20 protein-coding genes and 1 tRNA gene are annotated in these 26,461 nt (G+C 46.7%); 14 read left to right on the top strand and 7 right to left on the bottom strand.

Going from position 1 to position 26,461, the window contains the following annotated elements:
* The first annotated feature begins 195 nt into the window (after nucleotides 1-195).
* The 3 genes from L4D06_RS16415 to L4D06_RS16425 all read left to right on the top strand — a co-directional run bounded on the left by L4D06_RS16415 (nucleotide 196) and on the right by L4D06_RS16425 (nucleotide 2,929).
* Nucleotides 196-272, top strand: a tRNA-Pro gene (locus L4D06_RS16415).
* A 93-nt stretch (nucleotides 273-365) separates the two neighbouring features.
* Nucleotides 366-1,124, top strand: a complete 759-nt coding sequence (locus L4D06_RS16420) for a sulfite exporter TauE/SafE family protein (protein ID WP_274165125.1) — start codon at nucleotides 366-368, stop codon at nucleotides 1,122-1,124.
* A gap of 209 nt (nucleotides 1,125-1,333) precedes the next feature.
* Nucleotides 1,334-2,929, top strand: a complete 1,596-nt coding sequence (locus L4D06_RS16425; RefSeq protein WP_429740449.1) for a diguanylate cyclase domain-containing protein — start codon at nucleotides 1,334-1,336, stop codon at nucleotides 2,927-2,929.
* Here the strand turns inward: L4D06_RS16425 and L4D06_RS16430 are convergent.
* From L4D06_RS16430 to L4D06_RS16440, 3 genes are all read right to left on the bottom strand, one after another.
* Nucleotides 2,911-4,845 carry a DNA topoisomerase III gene (locus L4D06_RS16430; RefSeq protein WP_429740450.1) on the bottom strand — a complete coding sequence of 645 codons (1,935 nt, stop codon included), beginning with the start codon at nucleotides 4,843-4,845 and terminating at the stop codon, nucleotides 2,911-2,913. The two genes, L4D06_RS16425 and L4D06_RS16430, sit on opposite strands and share 19 nt — an antisense overlap.
* Nucleotides 4,846-4,956: 111 nt before the next feature.
* The gene (locus L4D06_RS16435) at nucleotides 4,957-5,505 is read right to left on the bottom strand and encodes an NAD(P)H nitroreductase (RefSeq protein WP_429740451.1); all 549 of its coding nucleotides are present in this window, start codon (nucleotides 5,503-5,505) and stop codon (nucleotides 4,957-4,959) included.
* A gap of 124 nt (nucleotides 5,506-5,629) precedes the next feature.
* On the bottom strand, nucleotides 5,630-7,639 hold the full coding sequence (locus L4D06_RS16440) for an FAD-dependent oxidoreductase (RefSeq protein WP_429740452.1): 2,010 nt from the start codon (nucleotides 7,637-7,639) through the stop codon (nucleotides 5,630-5,632).
* A 162-nt stretch (nucleotides 7,640-7,801) separates the two neighbouring features.
* Between L4D06_RS16440 and sppA the strand changes: the two genes are divergently transcribed.
* Both sppA and ansA read left to right on the top strand, forming a co-directional pair.
* The gene (gene sppA / locus L4D06_RS16445) at nucleotides 7,802-9,658 is read left to right on the top strand and encodes a signal peptide peptidase SppA (RefSeq protein ID WP_274165120.1); all 1,857 of its coding nucleotides are present in this window, start codon (nucleotides 7,802-7,804) and stop codon (nucleotides 9,656-9,658) included.
* Between the two features lie 86 nt (nucleotides 9,659-9,744).
* Nucleotides 9,745-10,755, top strand: a complete 1,011-nt coding sequence (ansA, locus tag L4D06_RS16450) for an asparaginase (RefSeq protein WP_274165119.1) — start codon at nucleotides 9,745-9,747, stop codon at nucleotides 10,753-10,755.
* Between the two features lie 86 nt (nucleotides 10,756-10,841).
* On the opposite strand, the gene L4D06_RS16455 is transcribed toward ansA, so the two are convergent.
* Nucleotides 10,842-11,126 (bottom strand): YeaC family protein, encoded by a 285-nt coding sequence (locus L4D06_RS16455; protein ID WP_274165118.1) that lies wholly within the window; start codon nucleotides 11,124-11,126, stop codon nucleotides 10,842-10,844.
* Nucleotides 11,127-11,317: 191 nt separating this feature from the next.
* The gene (locus L4D06_RS16460) at nucleotides 11,318-11,461 is read right to left on the bottom strand and encodes a hypothetical protein (protein ID WP_429740453.1); all 144 of its coding nucleotides are present in this window, start codon (nucleotides 11,459-11,461) and stop codon (nucleotides 11,318-11,320) included.
* A gap of 73 nt (nucleotides 11,462-11,534) precedes the next feature.
* Here L4D06_RS16460 and L4D06_RS16465 point away from each other — a divergent pair, with 73 nt between their 5' ends.
* Complete coding sequence (locus tag L4D06_RS16465) at nucleotides 11,535-13,301, top strand: calcium-binding protein (protein WP_429740454.1); 1,767 nt, start codon at nucleotides 11,535-11,537, stop codon at nucleotides 13,299-13,301.
* A 159-nt stretch (nucleotides 13,302-13,460) separates the two neighbouring features.
* Nucleotides 13,461-14,333 (top strand): DUF2989 domain-containing protein, encoded by an 873-nt coding sequence (locus L4D06_RS16470; RefSeq protein ID WP_429740455.1) that lies wholly within the window; start codon nucleotides 13,461-13,463, stop codon nucleotides 14,331-14,333.
* A 78-nt stretch (nucleotides 14,334-14,411) separates the two neighbouring features.
* On the opposite strand, the gene msrB is transcribed toward L4D06_RS16470, so the two are convergent.
* A complete protein-coding gene (gene msrB / locus L4D06_RS16475) occupies nucleotides 14,412-14,801 on the bottom strand; it encodes a peptide-methionine (R)-S-oxide reductase MsrB (RefSeq protein WP_274165114.1) in 390 nt (129 codons plus the stop codon).
* A gap of 518 nt (nucleotides 14,802-15,319) precedes the next feature.
* On the opposite strand from msrB, the gene gap reads away from it, so the two are divergent.
* The 5 genes from gap (at nucleotide 15,320) to L4D06_RS16500 (ending at nucleotide 22,462) form a co-directional block, all read left to right on the top strand.
* Nucleotides 15,320-16,315, top strand: a complete 996-nt coding sequence (gap, locus tag L4D06_RS16480) for a type I glyceraldehyde-3-phosphate dehydrogenase (protein WP_274165113.1) — start codon at nucleotides 15,320-15,322, stop codon at nucleotides 16,313-16,315.
* Between the two features lie 95 nt (nucleotides 16,316-16,410).
* Complete coding sequence (locus L4D06_RS16485; protein ID WP_429740456.1) at nucleotides 16,411-17,274, top strand: D-hexose-6-phosphate mutarotase; 864 nt, start codon at nucleotides 16,411-16,413, stop codon at nucleotides 17,272-17,274.
* A gap of 352 nt (nucleotides 17,275-17,626) precedes the next feature.
* A complete protein-coding gene (locus L4D06_RS16490) occupies nucleotides 17,627-19,561 on the top strand; it encodes a PrkA family serine protein kinase (protein WP_028022854.1) in 1,935 nt (644 codons plus the stop codon).
* A 37-nt stretch (nucleotides 19,562-19,598) separates the two neighbouring features.
* Nucleotides 19,599-20,870, top strand: coding sequence for a YeaH/YhbH family protein (locus L4D06_RS16495; RefSeq protein WP_429740457.1), 1,272 nt, complete (start codon nucleotides 19,599-19,601; stop codon nucleotides 20,868-20,870).
* Between the two features lie 47 nt (nucleotides 20,871-20,917).
* A complete protein-coding gene (locus L4D06_RS16500; RefSeq protein ID WP_274165110.1) occupies nucleotides 20,918-22,462 on the top strand; it encodes a SpoVR family protein in 1,545 nt (514 codons plus the stop codon).
* 201 nt (nucleotides 22,463-22,663) lie between these two features.
* Here the strand turns inward: L4D06_RS16500 and fadR are convergent, their stop codons facing one another.
* Nucleotides 22,664-23,515: a fatty acid metabolism transcriptional regulator FadR gene (fadR, locus tag L4D06_RS16505; RefSeq protein ID WP_274165109.1), complete on the bottom strand. Its 852-nt coding sequence runs from the start codon at nucleotides 23,513-23,515 to the stop codon at nucleotides 22,664-22,666.
* A gap of 676 nt (nucleotides 23,516-24,191) precedes the next feature.
* Here fadR and nhaB point away from each other — a divergent pair.
* Nucleotides 24,192-25,772 carry a Na(+)/H(+) antiporter NhaB gene (nhaB, locus tag L4D06_RS16510; protein WP_274165108.1) on the top strand — a complete coding sequence of 527 codons (1,581 nt, stop codon included), beginning with the start codon at nucleotides 24,192-24,194 and terminating at the stop codon, nucleotides 25,770-25,772.
* Nucleotides 25,773-25,859: 87 nt separating this feature from the next.
* Nucleotides 25,860-26,399, top strand: a complete 540-nt coding sequence (gene dsbB / locus L4D06_RS16515; protein WP_274165107.1) for a disulfide bond formation protein DsbB — start codon at nucleotides 25,860-25,862, stop codon at nucleotides 26,397-26,399.
* The last annotated feature ends 62 nt before the right edge of the window (nucleotides 26,400-26,461 follow it).

Below are 26,461 nucleotides of genomic sequence, written 5' to 3' on the forward strand. Positions count from 1 at the left end.
TGGTTGAAACACTCGCCTTTATTATAGAAAGATGATTGACACTGAAATCATGTATTCGTACCATGATTTGTATAGAGTCTGTCTATATCACGCCATCTAATCCGTTGACGTTCAAACAGAAGCTATTAAACGAGTCATTCTCGTTTGTTGCCCTCAACCTTATTTTTTAAGTGTTGCAACTCAGAGCAACAAAATCGGATATTAGCGCAGCTTGGTAGCGCACCACTCTGGGGGAGTGGGGGTCACTGGTTCGAATCCAGTATATCCGACCATTTATTGAGAGCCCGCCGCTTTTTTGCTGCGGGCTTTTTCGTTGGTACTTTCTCCGATAGTATCCTACTTCCAACATTTATCTGGATGGCGAAATGGACGTCTCTATCGAGTTTGGCGCACTACTGATCGTACTTGGCTTTGTTGCTGGCATCATCAACACTCTTGCTGGTGGAGGGTCAAACCTAACCATACCCGCCCTTATTGTGCTTGGTATGCCCGCTGAAGTTGCCAATGCGACAAATCGCGTTGGTGTACTCATGCAAAGCGTGTCTGGCGTTGCAGGGTTTCGCCACCATAAGCGCCTTGAAAGTACTGACCTCGTGGCCATTCTCATTCCAACATTCATTGGCGGTGCAACGGGTGCGATAGCGGCGGCTTGGCTTCCCTCAAGCATCATTAAGCCTCTACTTCTTGGCACCATGCTGTTGATGGCATTCATCATGCTCATCAAGCCTAGCCTCGTCAGCCCGCAGGCTGATGAACCTTTTCGTTTAGTCAAAGACACGCCTTCATCTTGGATTGGATTACTCATTGCAGGTTTCTATGGCGGATTTGTTCAAGCAGGCGTTGGTTTTGTGTTACTTGCCGCTCTCTGCGGGACATTGCGTTATGATTTAGTGCGAGGGAATGCCCTCAAACTCGTTTGTACGCTCGCCTTCACGTCAGTGTCTCTTGTCATTTTCATCTGGCACGATCTTATTCTTTGGCTGCCTGGTCTATTGCTCGCGATCGGATCAATGGTCGGTGCTTGGTTGGCGGTTAAGTTTGCTATTAAAGCTAATCCTAATACTCTTAAATGGTTCTTATTCTTGATGACATTGGTTGGCTGTATTTTTGCCTATAGTTCATAGCTTTATCTCGTGAACCTTCCAGCGTATAACGGGCAACCAGTGCATCTAGAAAAAACATTTTATCCCCATCACAACCTACAATGGTCACTTGTGACGTCTGTCGAAGATGATATAAATTCAGACAGTTATCAGTAAATTTACTGTCATACTGCCGAAAAAGAATAGAACCAAAATCACGTTTTCGTCAGTTATATAGGGAGTCGTAGAGCATGATTGCTCTGGATTACGCATTCTGCCTCACGGTAGGGCAAGCTATTTGTCCACAGAAAGATATAAATGATTTCTGTCTTGCACTTGGGCATGCGTTCACTACGCAGTTTCCTGATGCACGCTGTCAACTGATGATTCGTGACGAGCAGCAAGACGAATGGTTACAATTAGCTGATATCAAGCCAAAACACTTTCAGCTATTCACGCCAATGGCGCCTGCATGCAATCGCGATATCGATCTACTGGCTCGACTCTCAACGCTCAAAAACACGAGTGCTAATGACGACCTTTCCTATCAACTGATACCATTAAAGATTAGGGGCGGTTCTTATGGTGCCCTGATTTTGACCACGCCGTTTTCTTTTCCGGCTGACCCTCATGCCTGCGAGATGCTGTCACTGTTGCTCTCCGGCGCATTGGATAGTCACCTTCAACAACAAGCCTTTTTGTTGGAAAGGACGCAGCACCAAAAAACAGAAGAGAAACGCATTCAAGAAGTGAGTTCGCAAAAAGGATTGTTAGAACAGCTACATATTTTGCACAAAATCTCGCTACGCCTGTGGCATTCACACTCTCTCGACAACATGCTCCACACTGCAGTTTATGAGTGTATTCACGCGCTTGATTTCGACCGAATGGCCATATTTCTTATCAACACCCATACCGGGTTGATGCGTGGGACGTACGGCACTGATATCCATGGAACAGTGACGAATGAGCAATGGTATTGCACCGCGATCTACGAACACTATCATGCAAAAACAACGCTCGATAAAAAACAGCACATAACCATCAACGAAGATGTTCCTCTTTTCCACGACAGCAAAGAAGTCGGTACAGGCTGGAACGCGACCATTTCATTGTGGGATGGGGATGAGCCAATTGGGTGGATTGCCTGCGATAACCTTATCACGGGAACACCGTTGAAAAGCTACCATTGCGAGCTCTTGAAATTGCTTGGCGTGACCATGTCACAACATTTGATCCAGCGACATGCTCAAGACCAACTGAAGTCTCTCAATCAATCGCTAGAGCAGCGCGTCGCCGACCGTACCGCGCAGCTAGAAGAAGTCAATCGTCGCCTTAATCAAATCTCTCGTGAAGACAGCCTGACTAAAATCCCTAACCGTCGCATGCTTGATGAAAAGCTCGAAGAAGAGTGGCGAAGAGCCATGCGCTACCAAACGCCTCTGACCATATTGATCGTTGATATTGACCATTTCAAACAATATAACGACATGTACGGCCACGCGTTAGGTGACAAGTGCCTCGCTCAAGTGGCTGAAGCCTTGAGTCACGTTGAGCGAAGAGCCGGTGCTACCCTCGCGCGATTTGGCGGTGAAGAATTTGTATTCTTGCTTCCTGGTATTACCAAAGCGGAATCAAAAACCGTTGCAGAGCGAGCATTAAAGGCTGTCTCTTCACTACAAATCCCTCATGGTGCCTCGCCCATCGCACCCTATGTCACTATCAGCGCGGGAGGGAAAACCTGTATTCCTGACAAACCCAACAATCAGCAACAATTATTCATTGATGCTGATGTGGCGCTTTACGAAGCTAAAAGTAGCGGTAAAAATCAGGCTTTTGTTTTATAACGTTTACGTTTAGACGCTCCGCTTCCTTTTCGTTTTTTGAACGGATTTGGCTGTGAAGGTAGCGAGCGCAAACTGTCCGGCACTGGGCCTTTTCTTACCGATGCCATCAAATCCACCAGCTCCGACTCCAACGCCGCCATAAAGGGCTGATATGTCCCTTTTTTATCTGCCATATCTTGAAGCTGTCTTTCCCAATGCGCCGTCATATCGGGATACGCTGATTTTTCAGGTAACGCATCAATAAGGCCACATGCTGACGTAGTCGCCCTAATTTGCTTTCCTTCACGAGAGAGCAAACCTCGCTTAAATAACAACTCGAGAATACCTGCACGCGTCGCTTCTGTACCGAGTCCATCCGTATCTCTGAGTATTTTTTTCAGCGCCGCCTCTTTCACAAAACGGGCGATCCCCGTCATCGCTTGCAGTAATGTGGCTTCAGTAAAATGTCGTGGCGGCTCGGTCATACAATCTTTGATTTCCCCACGATGGCACGTCAGCACGGTTCCTTTATCCAGTGCGGGAACTTGGCTTTCAATATCTTCTTTTTGCGATGCGTTATCGCGTGTCAGCAGTTGACGCCACCCAGGAAGCGTCAACTGCTTTCCTTTGGCGACAAAAATGCCTCCGGCAATCTCGAAATCCAATTTCGCTTCAACATACTCTGCGGAAGGATAAAATTGCATCAGATATTGGCGAGCAATCAGTTCGTAGACATCTCTCTCTCTGCCACTCAAGACTTGGCTACTTTTCCCCGTAGGAATAATGGCATGGTGCGCTTCAACTTTGCTGTCATTCCACGCTTTTGACTTAAGCGACAAGTTGGCATTTTTTACTGCGTCGCTCAATGAGGGGGCAGTTTTACCAATTGCCGATGTCACCGCTGACGCTTCTTTTAGGTGGTCTTTTGGTAAATAGCGACTGTCTGAACGTGGGTAGGTGATCACCTTGTGTTTTTCGTACAAAGACTGACAGCAGGCCAACACATCCGCGGCGCTCATGTTAAAGCGCTTGGCCGCATCGATTTGCAGTGCAGAGAGACTGTAAGGAAGCGGAGGAGCTTGCCTTGTTCCTTTGCGTTCAGACACCACCACAGTGGCGGGTTGGTTAGCAACTCGCTGGGCAACGTTTTCAACAAGCTTTCGCGATAAAACGCGCCCCTCATCATCCTGCCACGGCTGACAAGATTCGCTGGGTTGCCAGCGCGCGAAAATCTCATTGCCCTGATAAGGAATCACTGCATCCAACTGATAAAACGGCTTTGGCACAAATGCCGCTATCTCTCGATCGCGACGAACAACTAAACCGAGTACCGGCGTTTGCACGCGTCCAACCGACAGGACGCCTTGATAACCGGCCTGTTTCCCTAGCAGAGTATAAGCCCGTGACATATTCATGCCATAAAGCCAATCAGCTCGAGAGCGAGCAAGGGCTGATACCGAAAGCGGCACGAAATCTAAGTTGCTTCGCATGACCGACAGCGCTTTCTTCACTGCTGACACATTGAGATCATTGATCAAGAGGCGTTGAATCCGCTGCTTCTTCGCTTCAGGCAATTTAGCAAAACTAAACACCTCATCCACCAGCAGTTGACCTTCTCTATCAGGGTCACCCGCGTGAACAATATCATCAAATTGCTTCAACAATTTCTTCACGACAGTCAGCTGTTTTGCCGCCGACTTTCTCGGTTTGAGAATCCAAGGTTCAGGAAGAATGGGTAAGTCGTCTAATCGCCAAGTCTTGTACTTTTCATCGTAGGCGTCAGGCTCAGCCTGCTCAAGAAGATGACCAATACACCATGTGACAGTGTCGCCATTGGCAGCTTGAACATAGCCTTCGTGATTTTTATGAGGTTTAGGCAGTGCTGCAACGATGGCGCGGCCTAGGCTGGGCTTTTCTGCAATAAAGAGTCGGGCCATGGGGAAACCAGTTTACGGATCTATTGCTGACAATTTAGCGAAAATAAAGGGGGTTAACAACAATTAACTGGATATTTATCCAGTTAATTGCGAGCTTGAATACTAACGAAATCAGAGATAGGAAACGTATTTGCTAGTATCGCGTTTCGGCGCATTTGCAGGCGTACAATCTGGCGTGCCGACATAGAGAAAACCAACGATTTGATCATCACCAGCAACATTAAACGATTCGCGAACAGCGGCATGATATGCCCATTTCCCCGTTCGCCAAAACCCTTGAAAACCTTGAGCAACGGCAGCCATCTGCATGGCTTGCGCTGCACAGCCTGCTGAAATGTGTTGTTCAATCAAAGGAACTTTGTCGTGATGCTTGGTGCGAGCAATAACAGTGATAACCATTGGGGCACGGTAAGGAGAGTTCGCCGCTTTCTCTATCACTGCGCTCTCTTCATTGTCAGCTTGCGCTGCATTTTTCAAGATAGCAGAAAGCTTATCCAGGCCCTCCCCTGCTGCCACAACAAACTCCCACGGGGTTAGCGCACCATGATCAGGTGCTCGTAGCCCAGCAGCCAGCATATTTTCCAGAGCTTCCCCTTCGGGAGCCGGTGCAGATAAACGAGGAATAGAACGACGTTGAGTCAGTAAGTGTAATGCGTCCATGAGAGCCCCAATATTGATTACGATAATTTGCGTTTGTTGCACCCAAAATAACACAAACCCGAAGGAACAACTCCATTCGGGTTATGTGGGATTAAGTGAACAGTAAGAACTCACTGAGCATAAACTACAAAGAGATAGCGAGTTCGACACCTTGACGAATAGCTCGCTTCGCATCAAGTTCGCCCGCTTTTTCTGCACCACCGATAATGTGTGCTTGCTTACCCAGCCCGTCGAGTTGCGCGACGAGCTCATTCACGGACTCTTGCCCCGCACAAATTATTACATGGTCGGCGGGCAGAATATGGTGCTGGCCTTCTAGTGTAATATGCAAACCCGCATCATCAATTTTCTCGTAACTCACCCCACCTAACAGCTCGACGCCACGCTTCTCGAGTGTTTTGCGATGTATCCACCCCGTTGTTTTACCTGGCCCTTTACCCACTTTTCCCGTCTTACGTTGCAACAACCAAACCTGACGTTGAGCAACATAATGTGGCTGCGGTAATAGCCCACCTTCGTGAGACAAACTTTGGTCGATACTCCAATCTTTCAACCAATCTTCCAAGGTGTGATCTTGTGGTTCGGTAATCATGGTCGCGACATCAATGCCTATACCACCTGCGCCAATTACAGCAACGCGGTCACCCAGTTCTGGCTTATCACGAATAAGCGTTTGGTAATCGATCGCTTTAGGATGGTCAATACCTTCAATAGCAGGCATTCGCGGTTTCACGCCTGTGGCAATTACCACTTCGTCAAACTCTTTCAAGGTGTCAGCATCGGCAGATTGATTGAGTCTTACATCAATGTTGAATTGCGACACTTTTCGTGTGAAGTAACGAATAGATTCTTGAAACTCTTCTTTGCCGGGAATTTGCATTGCCAGATTAAACTGCCCCCCAAGCACGGCATTTTTCTCAAACAGCACCACATCAAAGCCTCGTTCAGCCGCAGTCACCGCACAGGACATTCCAGCCATACCACCGCCGACGATGGCGACTCGTCGCTTATTCACTGCAGGCGAAATGACCAACTCGGTTTCGTAACATGCCTGAGGGTTAACCAAGCAGCTTGCGCGCTTACCCTTAAACACATGGTCTAAACATGCCTGATTACATGCAATGCACGTATTGATGTCATCAGCTTTATCTTGCTCTGCTTTGTTAACAAATTCCGCATCAGCCAAAAATGGACGAGCCATAGAAACCATATCAGCCTGACCACTCGACAGAATGTTTTCCGCTACGTCAGGCGTATTGATCCGGTTACACGAAACCAGAGGAATGGATACCTCGCCTTTCAATCGTTCGGTTACCCAGCTAAATGCAGCGCGCGGAACTTGTGTTGCAATCGTGGGCACACGGGCTTCGTGCCAACCAATGCCCGTGTTTAGAATGGTCACACCAGCAGCTTCAAGTGCTTTCGCCAGTTCAACCACCTCGTCATGTGTACTCCCCTGCTCAACCAGATCAAGCATTGAGAGGCGGAAAATAATAATGAAATCATGACCGACTCGCTCACGCACCGCTTTCACAATCTCGATGGGAAAACGTACACGGTTTTGGTAGCTACCACCCCAGCCGTCGTAACGGGTATTTGACCGAGCGCAGATGAACTGATTAATCAAATATCCCTCAGACCCCATAATTTCAATGCCGTCATAACCCGCCTCACGGGCCAATTCAGCACTTTTAGCGAAATCTTTTATTGTGCCTAAGATTTGTCGCTCACTCATTGCTGACGGTGCAAACTTCGAAATCGGTGATTTAGTGGCTGATGCACTCACAGCGAGAGGGTGCATGGCATAACGCCCAGCATGGAGCAATTGTAAGGCGATTTTTCCGCCATGTTGGTGCACAGAGTCCGTGATCGTGCGGTGAGCACGAGCGGCGCGACCACTACTAAATTGCGCACTCAGTGGATGTAAACGCCCTCGGAAGTTAGGTGAAAAGCCCCCAGTCACAATCAAACCCACACCACCCTTAGCCCGTTCGGCATAGAAGGCTGCTAGCTTTTTAAAACCGTCGTTCGATTCTTCTAGACCTGTGTGCATTGACCCCATGAGTACGCGATTCTTCAATTGCGTAAAACCAAGATCCAGTGGCGCGAGTAAGTGAGGGTACGGCAAGTTCATTATCTACGCTTCCATCGTCATTTTTATTCTGATGAGACAACCATAAACCCGTCAAACAGAAGTTTCAAACGTTTGTTTACATTTTTACAACATAAATCAAAGCTAGGTTATCCAAACAGGATTGGTTACGATTACAGACATGCAAAGAAGCTGGGTAAACAAATGAAAACGCTTTTTAAATTTCTAGGAAATGTTCTGAAATGGTGCTGGAAGCTTTTAGGTTTCGCACGTCAATTGGTGTTGAACCTGCTCTTCATCGCCATTTTTGTCATGATCTATTACGTCATGACGGACGATTACGTCGCAAAGCAAGAACCCGTTGAACAACCGGTTCAGGCGCTGTTGCTCGATATCTCAGGCCCCATCGTAGAAAAGCAACGTAGAATCGATCCTTACGATTTTGCTACGCGCAATCTGTTTGGTCAGCAAGTCGAGTTCGAAAATGTCCTCTTTGATATTGTTGAACAAATTCGCGACGCCGCAAAGGACGATAACATTAACGGTATGGTGCTGAGCTTGTCAGATATGTCTGAAACCAGCCTCACCAAGTTGCGCTACATCGCAAAAGCCATTAATGAATTCAAGGCCACTGGTAAGCCTGTTGTTGCCATTGGTGGTCACTACAACCAAAGTCAGTACTATCTGGCGAGCTACGCAGATGATATTTACATGGCACCTGATGGCGCCGTATTGCTACGTGGTTATGGTACTTACAATCTGTACTTTAAAGACCTATTGGAAAAGCTAGACATTACCACTCACGTATTTCGCGTTGGTACCTATAAGTCTTTCGTTGAACCTTATACCCGCACAGAAATGTCAGAAGAGGCACGAGAGTCCAACGCGGTTTGGCTAAACCAACTTTGGGGTGCTTTTGTCGAAGATGTTGCTTCCAATCGCGACATTGATGCTAATCGCTTATCGCCGAATACTGAAACCCTGCTCGAAGAGCTAAAAGCAGCCAACGGCGATTTTGCACTTCTCGCTCAACGACTAGGTTTGGTGGACGAACTGCTAACCCGTCAACAAATTCGCATGAAACTTGCGGAGAAGTTCGGCAGTGATGGAGAGGACAGCTTTAACTACGTGAGCATGTACGATTACTCTTCGTTTCAGTTCAATATGCCTAAAGCCGAACAAATTGCTGTTGTTGTTGCTAGCGGCGCTATTGTCGATGGCTTTGAATCTGAAGGCACAGTGGGTGGAGACACGACCGCTGCACTGCTTCGAGATGCACGCCTCAACGATGCAGTAAAAGCGGTCGTGCTTCGTGTTGATAGCCCTGGGGGTAGTGCTTTTGCCTCTGAAGTGATTCGCAACGAAGTAGAAGCCCTGAAAGAAGCAGGTAAACCCGTTGTTGTTTCTATGTCGAGTGTCGCAGCATCTGGCGGTTATTGGATTTCGACCAGCGCGAATCGTATTCTCGCGCAACCTACCACGATTACCGGCTCGATTGGCATCTTTGGTATTTTAACCACGTTTGAAGATGCACTCGCTAAATACGGCGTTTACAACGATGGTATCGGCACGACCCCGTTTGCCGGCGTCGGTGTTACACGAGCGCTTCCAGAGGGCGTGTCAGACATCATGCAACTGGGAATTGAGAACGGCTACCAGCGCTTTATCGGTCTTGTTGCAAGCCAGCGTAATCTCTCAATTGAAGATGTCGATAACGTGGCGCAAGGCCGAGTCTGGACAGGTTATGACGCAATGAAGCGCGGCTTAGTCGATCAGTTAGGTGACTTTGATGATGCGATTGCCGTGGCTGCAGAATTAGCGCAACTTGAAGACTATTCACTTAACTGGCTTGAAGAACCACTCACCCCAGCGCAGCAGTTCATCTATGACTTTGTCAATCAAGTCATGGTGAAGTTTGAGCTTGGCATGAACGTGAAGCTATCACCGATAGTGCAACAGTTCGCTAACACCGCCGTGAACGAAATAAACACCTTAAATAACTTCAATGACCCAAATGGACAATACGCGCTTTGTCCAAATTGCAGTTATTACGAGAACTGAGAACTCCCCGGCAAGCGCCGGGGTTTTTTTCGCGCCTCTGGTACGTATAATGCCGCCACGACCTCGGCAACATTGAATTTGTGAAGATGGAAAGAAAACACATTTATATCGCCTACACTGGCGGCACGATCGGCATGCTGAAATCAGAGCAAGGTTACATTCCCGTCTCTGGCTTCATGCAACAGCAATTGAAACAGATGCCGGAATTCCATCGTCCAGAGATGCCTGAATTCACGATTCACGAATACGCACCGCTGATTGATTCAGCAGACATGACGCCTGCAGAATGGCAGCGTATCGCTGACGACATTCGTGATAACTATGACAACTATGACGGCTTTGTGATTTTGCATGGTACCGACACCATGGCATACACTGCGTCAGCGTTGTCATTCATGCTGGAGAATTTGGACAAGCCAGTGATCGTGACAGGATCACAAATTCCACTGGCAGAATTGCGCTCCGATGGGCAAGCAAACCTATTGAACTCTCTGCATATCGCGGCTAACTACCCGATTAACGAAGTGACTCTGTTCTTCAACAACCAATTGCTTCGCGGCAACCGCAGCACCAAATCTCACGCTGATGGCTTTAATGCCTTTACATCACCTAACTTGCCTTCATTGCTTGAGGCTGGAATCAACATTCAGCTTCACGGTGCTGAAATTGATAAAAAACCAGAAGGTGAATTCAAAGTTCATACCATCACTGAGCAGCCTGTTGCCATCATCATGATGTACCCAGGAATTTCGCCAGACGTGATCAGCAATGCACTTAAACAACCCGTTAACGCCATGATATTGTTAACGTTTGGTGTGGGTAACGCCCCGCAAAACAAAGAACTGTTAGGGCTATTAAGGGAAGCCACAAACCGTGGCGTGATCGTGCTCAACCTCACGCAGTGTCTCGCCGGCAAGGTGAACATGGGAGGTTATGCAACTGGCTGTGCCTTGGCGGAAGCAGGGGTACTTAGCGGATACGACATGACCCCAGAAGCGGCATTAGCAAAATTGCACTATCTGTTGAGCCAAGACTTGCCAATGGAAAATGTCCGCAACTTGCTTCAACAAGACCTTCGCGGAGAGCTAACCCTCTAGACGCTAACCTTCTAGATGATGCTAGCTAGCATTTTGGGCACAAAAAAAACGGCATAAATGCCGTTTTTTTATATCAGTCGTTCGTACTAGTCGTTGTTGACGTTTGTTTGAACAATGGTTTCCTGATTGCTTGAGAACTCACGTTTAAGTGCTGCTTTTGACTTCAACGTAATGTCGCCCCCCGCAGCCACTGTCATGTGCTGAGGTTCCGTATTGTGGCGAGATTGATAAAGCATCACAACCTGCATGGCATGGTCACGTTGCTCCTGCGTAAGAGAAGTCCCTTCAGGCCATTTTCCTGTTTCAACGGCGTAGCTCAAACGCTCATAAGCATCAGGGGTAATGCTGGACAACAACTGTTCAATATCCATTTTCGTTCCTCGGATTCCTTGTCTGACTTTCAAGCATATTTGTCTGTTAATCCATACCATTTCAGAGTATTTAAAACAAAACGCCCAACAACTTCAAAAATAACGACCAATCTTTCATCATGCTTCAAAACATACTTTTGCCATGCTTTGGTTCGGCATCATGCAAATATACTTGTCTAATAGTACTGATTTTATAATGAATGCGCACTTTCTTGCTTGAGCAAATCCAAAGGTTTTGCCAATTTGTCACCCGATGAGGTCCAAGCCCAATCAAGTTGCAGTGAAATCGCATCAATAGCGGTACCTGCTTTTTGATAATCCAGTGAAGGCATCACGTTGCCCTCACTTTTTGAGCTCAGTATCGCTCAGTGTTTTTGATTTAAAGCCCAATCAACAAGGTAATCTATCATGTCCACCATTACAGGCGGCAATTCAGCTGACAACCTAATAGGTACAGCTGGCGATGACGAGATCTACGGCCTTCTTGGCGACGATACGCTTCGCAGCTACGACGGTGATGATATCATTTTCGGTGATTCTTCTTCCTCTGAGGTTCAAAGCCTAACATCCAATCCTGATGGCAGTTATGACATTCAAAGCGACACATTTATTTCTGTCACTCTTTCTGACTTTAATTTTGCGTCAACCGAAGAGAAGAGCCTTGGTTATGCCATAGTTGACGCATCAGGCAACGTGATCAGCAAAGATATCATTGTTAATTACGTTGACCTTGCAGAGCGCGGATCAGCGCTAGATATTAATGTGGCAGGTGGCGCCAAACTCGTTTTCTTTACCATCCCATCAACCGATCTATCATCATTCGCGTGGACACCCTTAGACCTGAATTCCGTCGATACAAACATCCCCCCTTCTAAAGTCAGCATTACAGTCAAAGAAATTGACAGCAACACAGCAACCCATGGTGACGATTCCTTGTATGGCTATGATGGTGATGATGAGCTCTACGGCGAAGGTGGAGATGACTACATCGTCGGTGGTGACGGCSATGACATCATCTCTGGTGGCGATGGGAACGATTCGGCATGGGGCGGAAACGGTGAAGACCACCTTCATGGCGGCGCTGGCGACGACAAGCTGTATGGTCAAAATGGTGACGATAAACTTGAAGGTGGGGCTGGCGATGACGAATTGTGGGGTGGAAATGGAGATGACACCTTACTAGCAGGTTCCGGTCACGATTATATCGAAGGACAAAATGGTGATGACACCATACGAGCCGGCGATGGCGACGATGAAGTCTGGGCTGGCACAGGTAACGACTTTATTCGTGGCGATCAAGGGGATGACTACATCAGTGCTGAGAGCGGCGATGATCGGGTCTTCGGTGGCTCGGGTGATGACGAGATCTATGGCGGCGATGGCAACGATGACCTGCGAGGCAATGCAGGTGACGATCAGATCTACGGTGGCGACGGAAACGACACCCTAAGAGGCCATACTGGTAATGACTACTTAGACGGTGGTGACGGTGACGATACCATCTTTGGCAATCTAGGTTCCAACACATTGCTCGGTGGTGACGGCAATGACTACCTCTTTGGAGGTTGGTTCAGTGCAGATAACTACCTTGATGGTCAAGAAGGCCAAGACAGACTCAAAGGCGGCACCCACTCCGACACGTTTGTTTTTGACAGTAACGACTTTCAAGGCCAAATAAAAACGCTGAGTGGCGGACAACAAGTTAATCTGCAAATTTACGATGCCAAAACAGGATTCGATACTTTGCACGTTTTTGGGGAGACACATGCCGATTTCACAGGTGAACTCTACCAAGGCACGCCAGGTGTCACTGGCAATGTCATTGCAGGAGTAGAGTCGGTATTGGGTGATAGTGGCGATCAAACCATCACAGTCAACGCCCATCAGATAGATGCCAAATCAGATGCTACCGACAATAGTGACTGGCAGGGATTTATTGCGTGGCTCGGTGACGGCGACGATACCTTTGATGTCACGGGTGACCGTTGGCAATATAACGCTTCCGCTCCGGTTAACGCATTTATCACGCCTGCAATGCTCGAAAAAATGGGAATCAATGCAACCCAAGCGGCTGATCTACAGTCCTATGTATTTATAGACAGCGCCACAAATGACAAAGTCACAATTTGGACAGATGCAGAAACCGTCACATATACTGGTGCCGATCTTGTGTGACGAACCCTCTTAAAAACTTAGGCCAGCTTTTATGCTGGTCTTTTTTATGTCTGTGGACTCACGCAAAACTCGAGAAATGAAGATAAACTGATAGTAGGTGTTTATGTTATAAGTCACTCGACATAAATGAGAGACAGCGACGAAAGAGCCTCAGCCATTATGAATAAAGGTCATATTACACTTCCAATCAAAGTGGCAATTGCCGCATTTAGTACCTTGCTGTTGTCTGGGTGCTTTGAAAGCAACCGAAGTAGTGCGCAGCTTTGCGAGAATTACCCTCAAATATGTGAAAAGTTAAACGTCAATGACGGCCAATGTCGCCACGAGAGAACCGACCTGATTTGGCTTCGTTTTGATGTGGTTAAGAAGCCTTCTGACCTCAATAAATTTGACGAATTACAGCTCACAAAGAAATACGCCAAGTGTATGGAGTCTGCTGCCCAAATTGAAACAACCACACTAAAATCCAAGAAGACCCTACGCACCGAAGCGCTTTTCCATGCTTATGATGAGATTGAAAGACTAGAACAAGAACTCAAAAACTCTTATCAACCATCCATCATATATTATCGATGGACCCAAGGTGACCAAGACGCTCTCGAGCAGTTTCTGAAATTGGAAGAAACCGAATACCTTGATTCGCCTGAAATGCAGCTTGGTCTGGCGACTTATTACGTTGACAAGGACAAATTACACACCATTGATTTACTCATGAAATCACTCGCTTTCTATGATGGGCGCGGTGGAAGTACGAAAGAAAAAACCATCCCTGACGTCATCAAATCACTCGCAACGGCAAATCACTCGATCGGAAAACTCGATCACGCATACATGTGGGCGTTAGTGGGCGGTGAAATGGGGCTCGCCATTGCCAAAGAACAGCAACTCAAATTGCTATACCCGATGGAAGATTCAAGAAGGCACCAAATTGCAGACATCGCGGATGACATTGCTTCCGCGGTCGAAGGGGGAGATTTCAATGCCAATATGTTGCACCAATTAGGCGCACTCCCCTCCAACGACAATTCTTAGATATCAAAGAGTAACAATAAAAAAGCGTGCAATGTGCACGCTTTTTCCACTCAACATCTTAGAGCAAGCCTTACTCACTCAATCTTCTGTTTCATCGAACGTCATGGCAACCGAGTTCACACAATAACGCTGGCCTGTCGCTGTCGGACCATCGTCGAATACATGCCCAAGATGACTTTCACAATTCACACAACGAATCTCGATTCGAACCATGCCATGCCCAGTGTCTTCCACGTATTTCACTGCACCTTCAACTGCAGCATCAAAACTAGGCCAACCACAGCCAGAATCAAATTTTGTATTCGATTCAAAAAGCAAAGCGTCGCAGCATACACAGTGATACGAGCCGTTTTTGTGTTGATGTAGAAGTTCACCCGTATATGGCGCTTCGGTGTGACCTAAACGACAAACTTTATAGGCTTCATCTGAAAGGCTTTCTTTCCAGTTTTTTTCTGAATGGGTCGTCATGACTTCCTCTAACTTGGGAGTTTTGCGTCTCACTCTTTTCTTACCGCTAAATCCTATTGAGTACCAGTTTAGTCACTTCGCATCGCCCACTTCATCACAACTTCAATACCGATAACGGCAAATATTTCATCAACCCAACGAAAATAGCCACCCCATCACGATATGCATGAACTTTCATTTTCTTTTGTCTTTTAATGACATAAAACACAACGTTCCCTATCTCCGTGTGATTCTCAATATTCGCACGCACTGAAGCACATATTCTTCCCATACTTTTTGGTTAGTATTAAACACGAATCAACAACACTATGCGCAGTCCCTCGTGTCAGTAAGTGGCACATGATTTTCAACAATCCCTGTAAAACACCAAAAATTTGTTTAGTGCTGTAGAAATAATCCGTACTGTTTTTTGATTTTAAGCAATTTAGGTGGGTTTTTTACTTGCATGGGTGATACTGATTCTGTAATTTTACTACCAGTTTCATTTTCACTAGATATCAAAGTTGTGGAGCAACATAATGACTATCAAAGTAGGTATTAACGGTTTTGGCCGTATCGGCCGTTTCGTATTCCGTGCATCTGTTGAGCGTAACGACATCGAAGTTGTAGCAATCAACGACCTGATCGACGTAGATTACATGGCGTACATGCTAAAGTACGATTCAACTCACGGTCGTTTTAACGGCACTGTTGAAGTGGTTGACGGTAACCTAGTTGTTAACGGTAAAACCGTTCGCGTAACAGCTGAGCGTAACCCAACTGAACTTCAGTGGGATGCAGTAGGTGTTGACGTAGTTGCTGAAGCAACTGGTATCTTCCTGACTGACGAAACTGCACGCCAACACATCACTGCTGGTGCTAAGAAAGTTGTTCTGACTGGTCCTTCTAAAGATGCGACCCCAATGATCGTAATGGGTGTTAACCAAGACACTTACGCGGGCCAAGACATCGTTTCTAACGCTTCTTGCACAACTAACTGCCTAGCGCCAATCGCTAAAGTACTGAACGACAACTTCGGTATTGAATCTGGCCTGATGACTACTGTTCACGCAACCACAGCAACTCAGAAGACTGTTGACGGTCCTTCTGCTAAAGACTGGCGTGGCGGTCGTGGTGCTTCTCAGAACATCATCCCATCATCAACTGGTGCAGCTAAAGCAGTAGGCGTTGTTCTTCCAGAACTAAACGGCAAACTGACTGGTATGGCGTTCCGCGTACCAACTGCAAACGTTTCTGTTGTTGACCTAACCGTTAACCTGAAGAACCCTGCAACTTACGAAGCAATCTGTGCTGCTATGAAAGCTGCTTCAGAAGGCGAGATGGCTGGCGTTCTTGGCTACACTGAAGACGAAGTTGTTTCTCAAGACTTCATCGGTGAAGTTCAAACTTCAGTATTCGATGCTAAAGCTGGTGTTGCTCTGACTGACAAATTCGTTAAAGTTGTATCTTGGTACGACAACGAAATCGGTTACTCAAACAAAGTTCTGGACCTGATTGCTCACATCTCTAAGTAATCATTCCGGATTGCCTGTTTAAGGCATGAGTGACAAAAGGCGGCTTATTGGCCGCCTTTTTTGTATCTAAATTTCAGATTCAAAAGGCAAATTTCATGGATGTTAATCAGCTTCCAACCACTGCTGTCCTGTCTGACTATGTCACCGTTTGCGAACTTGACGGCATTAAAGTGCTCCGCGTTATTCACCCTAAAGCAACGGCTGCCATTTCTCTTTTTGGTGCTCACGTACTTAGTTTCCAGCCATCGGGTAAAAAAGATGTCATTTGGATGAGTGAGAAAGCCGATTTTAGCGGTAATAAAGCCATTCGTGGCGGTATTCCCGTTTGCTGGCCTTGGTTTGGTAAAGCAGCAGAACCGTCACACGGCTTTGCACGCAGCAGCGAGTGGACACTCAACGAGCACAGAGAAAATGAAAATGGCGTGATTATCAGTCTCACGCTGGCAGATTCGCCTGATACTCATGATGTGTGGCCACATGCTTTCCATGCGGAAATCATCATGGAGGTCAGCGACACGCTGAAGGTTAGCCTCGTTTCTACCAACACAGGTAACACGCCCATTCTGGTCGGTGGCGCACTTCATACCTATCTAAATATTGGTGATATCTCAAAAACCACCGTTTCTCAACTCGGCAATGAGTACATCGCGGCTGGTGTTCGTCACCCTAGCGGCGGTAACACGGAGTTTGATCAGGAAGTTGATCGAATTTATACACACGCTGAAGAAACTGTCGTGGTTGAAGATCTTGGCTACCAACGCCGTCTTACCGTAACCAACCATGGCCATAATGCGGTCGTTGTTTGGAACCCATGGAAAGATTTGTCTATCAGCATGGGTGACATGGCAGACAACAGCTACGAAACCATGGTGTGCGTAGAATCTGCTGTCCATGACCGCAGTGTTTCATTGGAAGCAGGTGATAAACACATATTATCTACCGTTATTGCTTGCCAATAATTACAAGCTAATACTCAACACTCTAAGCCGGAACACACCCCGTTTCGGCTTTGTTACTTCCATACCCCTCCCCTATTTCGTTCCTTTCCCCCCAATAGCTTCCACAAAATAATACAGATCAGCGAGGCATTAATCGTAAGCGTGATTCACTTCGTATTGATAAGTTCATTGCGATGAGGAAGTTACAGCTTGAATACAAAGCCTTATCACAAAAGGGAAAAATATCGAAAAAACAACGAATTCAACCACGCAATTTGATCAGTTGCTACTAATCTTAAAAAGGTAAGGATATGAAAGCGACTGCGCCATTATCCTTTCTTATTGATAACAGCACGATTTAGGGGGCAGGACCATGAGTATATTCGACCACTATCGTCAACGATACGAAGAATCTAAAGACGAAGAGCTGAGCCTTCACGAATTTCTGGACCTATGCCGGGAAGATCGCAGTGTGTACGCCAATGCAGCCGAACGTTTGTTGATGGCCATTGGGGAGCCAGAAATGATCGATACCGCGCACGAGCCGCGGTTGAGCCGGCTTTTCTCAAACCGCGTCATCTCGCGATACGAAACCTTTGAAGATTTCTATGGGATGGAAGAAGCGATAGAACAAATCGTCTCCTATCTCAAGCATGCTGCACAAGGTCTAGAAGAACGTAAACAGATCCTCTATTTACTAGGCCCTGTTGGTGGCGGTAAGTCATCACTGGCCGAAAAACTCAAAAGCTTGATGCAGAAAGTGCCTATCTACATTCTCACTGCTAATGGTGAGCGTAGCCCAGTGAATGATCACCCATTCTGTCTCTTTGATGTAACAGAAGATGGCGCATTGCTAGAAAGCGAGTACGGCATTTCGCAACGTTACTTACGTTCCATCATGTCGCCTTGGGCCGCTAAACGTTTACATGAATTTGGTGGTGATATCAGCAAGTTCAAAGTCGTGAAAGTCCGTCCATCTATTCTTGATCAAGTCGGTGTTGCGAAAACGGAACCGGGTGATGAAAACAACCAAGATATCTCATCACTGGTTGGTAAAGTCGATATTCGTCAACTCGAACACTTCTCTCAAGATGACCCCGATGCATACAGCTACTCTGGCGCATTGTGTAAAGCCAACCAAGGCTTGATGGAATTCGTAGAGATGTTTAAAGCGCCCATCAAAGTGCTGCACCCGCTACTTACTGCGACGCAGGAAGGCAACTACAACGGGACAGAAGGTCTCTCTGCGCTTCCCTTTGATGGCATGATCCTCGCTCACTCAAACGAATCTGAGTGGCAAACATTCCGAAACAACAAAAACAATGAAGCCTTCCTCGATCGCGTTTACATCGTGAAAGTGCCTTACTGTTTACGTGTGTCGGAAGAAATGAAGATTTACGACAAACTACTGCAAAACAGTGAGTTGTCTTCCGCGCCTTGCTCGCCGAGCACGCTCGATATTCTTGCTAGATTCAGTATCTTGTCACGTCTAAAAGAGCCTGAAAACTCGAGTATTTTCTCGAAAATGCGTGTCTATGATGGTGAGACGCTGAAAGATACCGATCCAAAAGCCAAGTCGTACCAAGAATACAGAGACTACGCTGGTGTCGACGAAGGCATGAACGGACTTTCAACGCGTTTTGCGTTCAAAATTCTTTCTCGCGTCTTCAACTTCGACCACTCAGAAGTGGCCGCTAACCCGGTCCACTTGTTCTATGTACTCGAACAGCAAATAGAACGTGAACAGTTCCCACAAGATCTTGCAGAGAAATACCTCGAGCATCTCAAAGGGTACTTGATTCCAAAATACGTCGAGTTCATCGGCAAAGAAATTCAAACCGCGTATCTGGAGTCCTATTCTGAGTACGGCCAGAATATCTTTGACCGTTATGTCACTTATGCAGATTTCTGGATTCAAGATCAGGAATACCGTGACCCTGATACCGGTCAACTGTTTGACCGCTCCGCACTCAATAGCGAGCTGGAAAAAATAGAGAAACCGGCGGGTATCAGTAATCCGAAAGACTTCCGAAATGAAATCGTGAACTTTGTACTCCGTGCTCGCGCCAACAACGAAGGCAGAAACCCAGGTTGGACAAGCTACGAGAAACTCCGCACTGTTATTGAGAAGAAAATGTTCTCCAATACAGAAGAGTTGCTACCGGTCATTTCGTTCAATGCGAAAACCTCGACCGAGGAGCAGAAGAAACACGATGATTTTGTCGCTCGAATGATGGAAAAAGGTTACACCCGCAAGCAAGTGCGACTCTTGTCTGAATGGTACCTGCGCGTGCGTAAGTCTTCGTAATCAGGCGGTTAATGAAGTAACGAAATACGGGGGGCTTATGGGGCATTTTATTGATCGAAGGCTCAACGGGAAGAACAAGAGTACAGTGAACCGACAGCGTTTTTTACGCCGTCACAAACGACAGATCAAAGAGTCGATTGCTGACGCTGTTAATCAACGCTCTATCACTGACGTGGATAGTGGTGAGAGTATCACTATCCCTTCTCGTGACATCCGAGAGCCAACGTTCCGACAAGGTAAAGGGGGACAGCGTGATGCTGTCCACCCTGGCAATGACCAATTTATTACAGGCGATCGCATCGAACGTCCACCCGGTGGTGGCGGCGGAGGTGGTGCGGGTGAAGGTCAAGCAAGCCCTGATGGTGAGGGTCAGGATGATTTTGTTTTCCAAATCTCCAAAGACGAATACCTAGACTTGTTGTTCGAAGACCTTGAACTGCCGAACCTGAAGAAAAATCAAATCACCCAACTGGTAGAATACAAAACGCACCGATCTGGCTTTAAAGCGACCGGTGTTCCTTCCAATATCGCTATTGTTCGCTCCCTGCAAAACTCGCTGGCTCGTCGAACAGCAATGAGTGCCGGGAAACGCAGAAAACTGAAAGAACTGGAAGCAGAGCTCGAAGCGCTAAAACGCTCAGAGCCCGCCCAGCCTTTAGAAGAAAAACAACTTCAAGAAGAGATTGACCTGCTGAAAGATAAAATCGCAGCCGTCCCTTTCATTGATACGTTTGACCTAAGGTTCAAAAATTACGAGAAGCGACCACAACCGAGCAGCCAAGCGGTCATGTTTTGTCTTATGGATGTATCGGGTTCAATGGATCAAGCAACCAAAGACATCGCCAAACGCTTTTACATCTTGCTGTACCTCTTTCTCAACCGTACTTATAAAAACGTGGAAGTGGTATTTATCCGCCACCACACTCAAGCAAAAGAAGTGGATGAACATGAGTTTTTCTACTCGCAAGAAACCGGTGGCACCATCGTTTCGAGTGCCCTTCGCTTGATGAACGACATTGTTAAAGAGCGCTATCCGTCGAATGAATGGAATGTCTATGCCGCACAGGCTTCGGATGGTGATAACTGGGCCGACGATTCACCAGGTTGCCGTGAGTTGTTACAGAAACAGCTGCTCCCAGTGACTCGCTACTACGCATACATTGAAATTACACGCCGTGCTCACCAAACCCTCTGGCGCGAATATGAAGCACTTGATGAAGCCTATGAAAACTTCGCTATGCAGAATATTCGTTCAGCAGAAGACATTTTCCCCGTCTTCCGGGAGCTATTTAAGAAACAGGTAAGTTAACGCTTACCTCTCTTTTCATACGGGTTTGATATCCAAGGAGGACTTCCATGGCAGTCGCAGCAAAAAACAAAAAGAAGACGCTCAGCGATGGTCCAGATTGGACATTTGATCTTCTGGACCAGTACCACAACGAAATAAAACGAGTCGCTGAACACTATCGGCTAGACACTTACGTCAACCAAATTGAAATCATTACTGCTGAACAGATGATGGACGCATACTCCAGCGTCGGCATGCCAATCAACTACAGTCACTGGTCATTTGGTAAGAAGTTCATCGAAACAGAGCGTGGCTACAAGCACGGGCACATGGGGCTGGCGTATGAAATCGTCATCAACTCTGACCCTTGTATTGCCTATTTGATGGAAGAAAACACCATCACCATGCAAGCCTTGGTCATGGCTCATGCTTGTTACGGACATAATTCTTTCTTCAAAGGCAATTATCTGTTCCAAACATGGACAGATGCAGGCTCCATTATCGATTACCTGCTGTTTGCCAAAAAATACATCAGTGAGTGCGAAGAAAAATACGGCGTTGATGACGTCGAGAAACTGCTCGACTCTTGCCATGCGCTGATGAATTACGGTGTCGATCGTTACAAACGACCGCAAAAAATCTCCATGGCGGAGGAAAAGGCGCGTCAAAAATCACGTGAAGACTATCTACAAACCCAAGTTAACGCCCTATGGCGCACCATTCCTACCAGCGAGAAAGTGCGTGAAAAAACCGTGGAGCGATTCCCTTCTGAGCCGCAAGAGAACATTCTCTATTTCTTCGAAAAGCATTCGCCGTTGCTTGAGCCTTGGCAGCGCGAAATTGTTCGCATCGTGCGTAAAGTCAGCCAATACTTCTACCCGCAAAAACAAACGCAGGTGATGAACGAAGGTTGGGCGACCTACTGGCACTACACAATATTAAATCACCTTTATGATGAAGGGCTCGTCACTGATCGCTTTATCATGGAGTTTTTGCACAGTCACACCAATGTGGTAGCACAACCGCCATACAATAGCCGTTACTACAGTGGTATTAACCCGTACGCTCTAGGTTTTGCGATGTTTACAGATATTCGACGTATCTGTGAGTCGCCAACTGAAGAAGACAAATATTGGTTCCCCGAAATTGCTGGCTCAGATTGGTTAGAGACCATGCACTTTGCCATGCATAACTTTAAAGACGAGAGCTTCATTAGTCAGTTTCTGTCCCCCAAAGTAATGCGAGACATGAAATTCTTCGCCGTTAACGATGACGATAAACAGAATTTCATTGAAGTCACTTGCATCCACGATGAAGAAGGGTACCGACAAATTCGTGAAAAACTTTCTGCGCAATACAACCTCAGCAACCATGAACCCAACATTCAGGTGTGGGATGTGGATCTGCGTGGTAATCGCGCACTCACCCTCCGCTACGTGCCACATAACCGAATCCCTCTCGGTGACTCACATGAAGAGGTGTTAAAGCACGTACATCGCTTGTGGGGCTTTGAAGTCATATTGGAAGAAGAAACAACGGATGGAAAAGGGAAGATTATCGCGACGTGTCCAAAACGCCCGCAATTTGACCCAGATTTAATCCCGGGAACCTAGAACCTAGAACCTAGAACCTAGAACCTAGAACACGAATACCTCGAACAACCCGCCCAGTTAAAAGCGCTAGGGTACAGAAAAACAAAAACCGCCAAGTAGGCGGTTTTTTTATTCTTGCTTTGGCATCTTTGTTGGCTAAAACGCGATGGTTGGCTAAAGCGCGATGCTTAACCTGATGCTATGCATAAACTTGGAAGCCTATTACGCTTCTTCTTGTTCCATCAGTTTCGCAATGGTGTCACGGTTAACAAACCACATGGCGCCACTTTCGCGACCGTATTGCTTGATACGATCCATAACATCACCATGACGACCTTCAACCGAAATACTGAGTAGGTCACGATAAAACTGCAACGCCAACTCGCAAGCATGCTTATCCATGAAATAGTAGCCGCCAACGCGTGAGTATATTTTGCGCATCCCATTCATGGTCAACACATATACCTTGTTGCCAGAAAGTTGAGCCATACCTTGGAAGAGCATGTAGTCGTAATGGTTGAATGCACGACCACGACACACCGCTTCGCAGACTTCAGTGTCTACTTTGCCGAATGAATCAAAAATCTTTTTAACATCCTGCTGAATAGCAGGCTTTTCTTCTACCGCTTCAACAAAGCTCGAGAAGCTATCACTCGCTAGCAACGACTCGCAGCGACTGATTACTTTCTCAATCAAGGCAGCACACGCTTGCGCGTCATTTTTCACAGCATAACGCATGTATACGCCACCGATATCGGTACGCGCAGACAACAAGTTTTCAAGGACACCATGGACATCTTCACCCTCTAGCGTAACCAAAGTATCTAAGATATTCAGGCCAGAGGTATTCATGTAGTCATTAACACGAGTTGGTTTGCCGTGCTGTATCGTCAACCATCCATCACGAGCGAGGCGCTGCAACACTTCACGAAGCGTTGTACGAGTCACACCAATCAACTCTGACAATTCACGCTCTGCAGGAAGAATTGAACCTTGAGGAAAATGATTATTCCAAATGCTCTCGATAATGTATTTCTCAGCAAACGTTGCCGGGCTGTCCGCCTTTATAACCATTGAGTGTTGTTTCCAAGTTGCTTCTTATTTTGTTTAATAACTCATCATACCACTGAAGGTTACCACCTAGAAACCTATCCGTGTCTTCACGTGGGCGCATTTAGCCTTGATTTACTGTTATACATCACAGTTAGCTAAATAACCTGACGTAACATCAGCGTTCCACATAAGGAACCATATCCAACATATTTCTATCAACATTCCTTACACGGGCGGAACGTTTCCTTTACCAAACGAAGCTTAAGACCATCTTGTTAGTCTAAACGCCTGAATAAATGCCCACTAGTTACCAACGTACTGTTTAACCTTGATCCGCATCACTGTATACAACCAGACTCACGCATAGAATAAGCGCGCCCAAATGTTACAAAGTATTTCGATACGAACCGATTCGCGTTTCGTTTTTTCGTAACATACTCCAGTAATTTAATTAACATGCAAAGGATTGTTGACTGTTTGGAAAGTCGCTGTATTGTGTGCTCCGAGTTTGCCTATGCGATGGGTTTCAATGGCGATTTTTTGCCGAGTGATTGAACATTCGCATGTTTACTTTGCTTGATTCAGCAGAAATCGCAAAAGAGAAACCTGACCATCTCCAAACGCAACAGCTTGTTTACATCTTCATTTCAAGCCCCCAAGAAGACTTGCTTTTTCTAATAAGAACAGAGACACAGACATGGCCATTACGCTAAGGAATGCTTTTACCAAGAACTTTCTCGGTAAGGCGCCCAATTGGTACAAAGCGGCGATTATCGCGTTTTTGATTATCAACCCTATTGTTTTTGCAATTGACCCATTTGTCGCCGGTTGGTTGCTCGTCGTTGAATTCATCTTCACATTGGCAATGGCATTAAAATGCTACCCTCTTCAGCCCGGTGGTCTATTAGCCATCGAAGCCGTTGCCATTGGTATGACAAGCTCAGAAACCGTTAAACACGAGCTTGTTGCCAACTTTGAAGTCTTGCTATTGCTTATCTTTATGGTGGCAGGCATTTACTTCATGAAGCAGCTATTGCTATTCATGTTTACCAAAATACTGCTTGGTATCCGATCAAAGTCTCTGCTTTCTCTGGCTTTCTGCGCCGCTGCTGCACTGCTTTCTGCGTTCTTGGATGCCCTAACGGTAATCGCCGTTATCATCAGTGTTGCTGTTGGCTTCTACTCTATTTACCACCGTGTCGCTTCAGGCGGGTCTGCTGACAATGACCACACTTCTGATGACAATCTTGGTGACGATCTAAGCCGTGATGACCTTGAGCAATACCGTGCCTTTCTTCGTAGCCTGCTCATGCATGCCGGCGTCGGTACTGCACTTGGTGGTGTAATGACCATGGTTGGTGAGCCACAAAACCTTATCATTGCAGAGAAGGCAGGATGGCAGTTCGGCGAATTTATTATTCGCATGCTACCTGTCACTCTTCCTGTCCTCATTTGTGGTCTCATCACCTGTGTGGTCGTTGAGAAGTTCCGTTTGTTTGACTACGGTACAAAGCTGCCAGAAAACGTACGTAACATCTTGTTAGAGTTTGACGCTGCCGAACGCGCAAAACGCACAAACATCGATGTGGCGAAACTTGTCGCTCAAGCATGTATCGCCGTTTTCTTGGTAATCGCGCTGGCGATGCACCTTGCTGCAGTGGGCTTGATTGGCCTAACGGTTATCATTCTGGCCACCTCTTTCACTGGTGTGATTGACGAGCACCACATCGGTAAAGCGTTTGAAGAAGCTCTGCCATTCACCGCACTACTTGCCGTCTTTTTTGCGGTGGTTGCGGTTATCGTTGATCAGGAACTCTTTACCCCAGTCATTGCTGCCGTACTGCAAATGGAAGGTGGCGCACAGCTCACCATGTTCTACATTGCGAACGGATTGCTTTCTATGGTGTCTGATAACGTATTCGTAGGTACGGTTTACATCAACGAAGTAAAAGCGGCGTTGACGGAAGGCATGATTACTCGCGAACAATTTGAACTGTTGGCTGTCGCAATCAATACCGGTACTAACCTACCATCGGTAGCAACACCTAACGGTCAAGCTGCGTTCCTATTCTTGTTAACATCAACGCTTGCTCCACTGCTGCGTTTGTCTTACGGGAAGATGGTTTACATGGCTTTGCCATACACCATTGTGATGGGTTTGGTTGGCTTGGCGGGTATCGAACTACTGCTAATTCCAATGACGGATTGGTTCGACTCTGTAGGTTGGATCTCACTCGGTACAGTTGAAGCGGTTGGCGCAGTAACTACTGGTCATTAAGTATTGATTTTCTGTCCAATAAACCTTTGAATATCAAAGTCCCACAATCAAGTGGGGCTTTTTTGTTTTAAAACGGATTTGTAACCTATGTTGTCCTACTTCAATCAAATATCTCGCGGACGCGGTGCATGGTTCTTGCTGATGCTGTCTGCATTTGCTTTCGAAGCTTGTGCGCTGTACTTCCAACACATCATGAATCTCGCACCTTGTGTGATGTGTATTTATGAGCGCGTTGCCATGATAGGCGTTCTTGGAGCTGGCCTCATCGGTATGATTGCACCAAGCAACGGCATGTTCCGCTGGCTCAGCCTCGCGGCATGGGGCGTATCAGCGGGATGGGGGCTTAAGCTATCGATTGAACACGTTGGCTATCAATTCCCAGACCCAAATGATCTCTTTGGGGCGACCTGTGACATCTTCGTTTCGTTCCCGTCTTGGGCGCCACTTAACCAATGGGTTCCGTGGATGTTTGAAGCCAGCGGTGATTGCAGCAAAATCGTATGGGAATTCATGACACTCACCATGCCACAGTGGCTGGTGATCATTTACGGCGCGATGCTTGTCGTATTTGGGCTTGTTGTGCTGTCACAGTTCTTCGGTAAACCACGTGAGCGTCGCTTGTTCTAGACGCTAACCTGAATGCCTACACCAATAAAAATCCCAGCCTACGCTGGGATTTTTATTGCTCT

Source organism: Enterovibrio makurazakiensis, from assembly GCF_050336585.1.
Taxonomy (GTDB): domain Bacteria; phylum Pseudomonadota; class Gammaproteobacteria; order Enterobacterales; family Vibrionaceae; genus Enterovibrio; species Enterovibrio gelatinilyticus.

What these genes read in the sequence shown, in the direction of transcription:
- L4D06_RS16440 (WP_429740452.1), bottom strand. Translation starts at nt 7,639, where the DNA reads ATGAACTTGCCGTACCCTCACTTACTCGCGCCACTGGATCTTGGTTTT.
- ansA (WP_274165119.1), top strand. Translation starts at nt 9,745, where the DNA reads ATGGAAAGAAAACACATTTATATCGCCTACACTGGCGGCACGATCGGC.
- L4D06_RS16420 (WP_274165125.1), top strand. Translation starts at nt 366, where the DNA reads ATGGACGTCTCTATCGAGTTTGGCGCACTACTGATCGTACTTGGCTTT.
- L4D06_RS16490 (WP_028022854.1), top strand. Translation starts at nt 17,627, where the DNA reads ATGAGTATATTCGACCACTATCGTCAACGATACGAAGAATCTAAAGAC.
- gap (WP_274165113.1), top strand. Translation starts at nt 15,320, where the DNA reads ATGACTATCAAAGTAGGTATTAACGGTTTTGGCCGTATCGGCCGTTTC.
- dsbB (WP_274165107.1), top strand. Translation starts at nt 25,860, where the DNA reads ATGTTGTCCTACTTCAATCAAATATCTCGCGGACGCGGTGCATGGTTC.
- sppA (WP_274165120.1), top strand. Translation starts at nt 7,802, where the DNA reads ATGAAAACGCTTTTTAAATTTCTAGGAAATGTTCTGAAATGGTGCTGG.
- L4D06_RS16455 (WP_274165118.1), bottom strand. Translation starts at nt 11,126, where the DNA reads ATGGATATTGAACAGTTGTTGTCCAGCATTACCCCTGATGCTTATGAG.
- L4D06_RS16430 (WP_429740450.1), bottom strand. Translation starts at nt 4,845, where the DNA reads ATGGCCCGACTCTTTATTGCAGAAAAGCCCAGCCTAGGCCGCGCCATC.
- msrB (WP_274165114.1), bottom strand. Translation starts at nt 14,801, where the DNA reads ATGACGACCCATTCAGAAAAAAACTGGAAAGAAAGCCTTTCAGATGAA.
- L4D06_RS16470 (WP_429740455.1), top strand. Translation starts at nt 13,461, where the DNA reads ATGAATAAAGGTCATATTACACTTCCAATCAAAGTGGCAATTGCCGCA.
- L4D06_RS16425 (WP_429740449.1), top strand. Translation starts at nt 1,334, where the DNA reads ATGATTGCTCTGGATTACGCATTCTGCCTCACGGTAGGGCAAGCTATT.
- L4D06_RS16495 (WP_429740457.1), top strand. Translation starts at nt 19,599, where the DNA reads ATGGGGCATTTTATTGATCGAAGGCTCAACGGGAAGAACAAGAGTACA.
- L4D06_RS16435 (WP_429740451.1), bottom strand. Translation starts at nt 5,505, where the DNA reads ATGGACGCATTACACTTACTGACTCAACGTCGTTCTATTCCTCGTTTA.
- L4D06_RS16500 (WP_274165110.1), top strand. Translation starts at nt 20,918, where the DNA reads ATGGCAGTCGCAGCAAAAAACAAAAAGAAGACGCTCAGCGATGGTCCA.
- L4D06_RS16485 (WP_429740456.1), top strand. Translation starts at nt 16,411, where the DNA reads ATGGATGTTAATCAGCTTCCAACCACTGCTGTCCTGTCTGACTATGTC.
- nhaB (WP_274165108.1), top strand. Translation starts at nt 24,192, where the DNA reads ATGGCCATTACGCTAAGGAATGCTTTTACCAAGAACTTTCTCGGTAAG.
- fadR (WP_274165109.1), bottom strand. Translation starts at nt 23,515, where the DNA reads ATGGTTATAAAGGCGGACAGCCCGGCAACGTTTGCTGAGAAATACATT.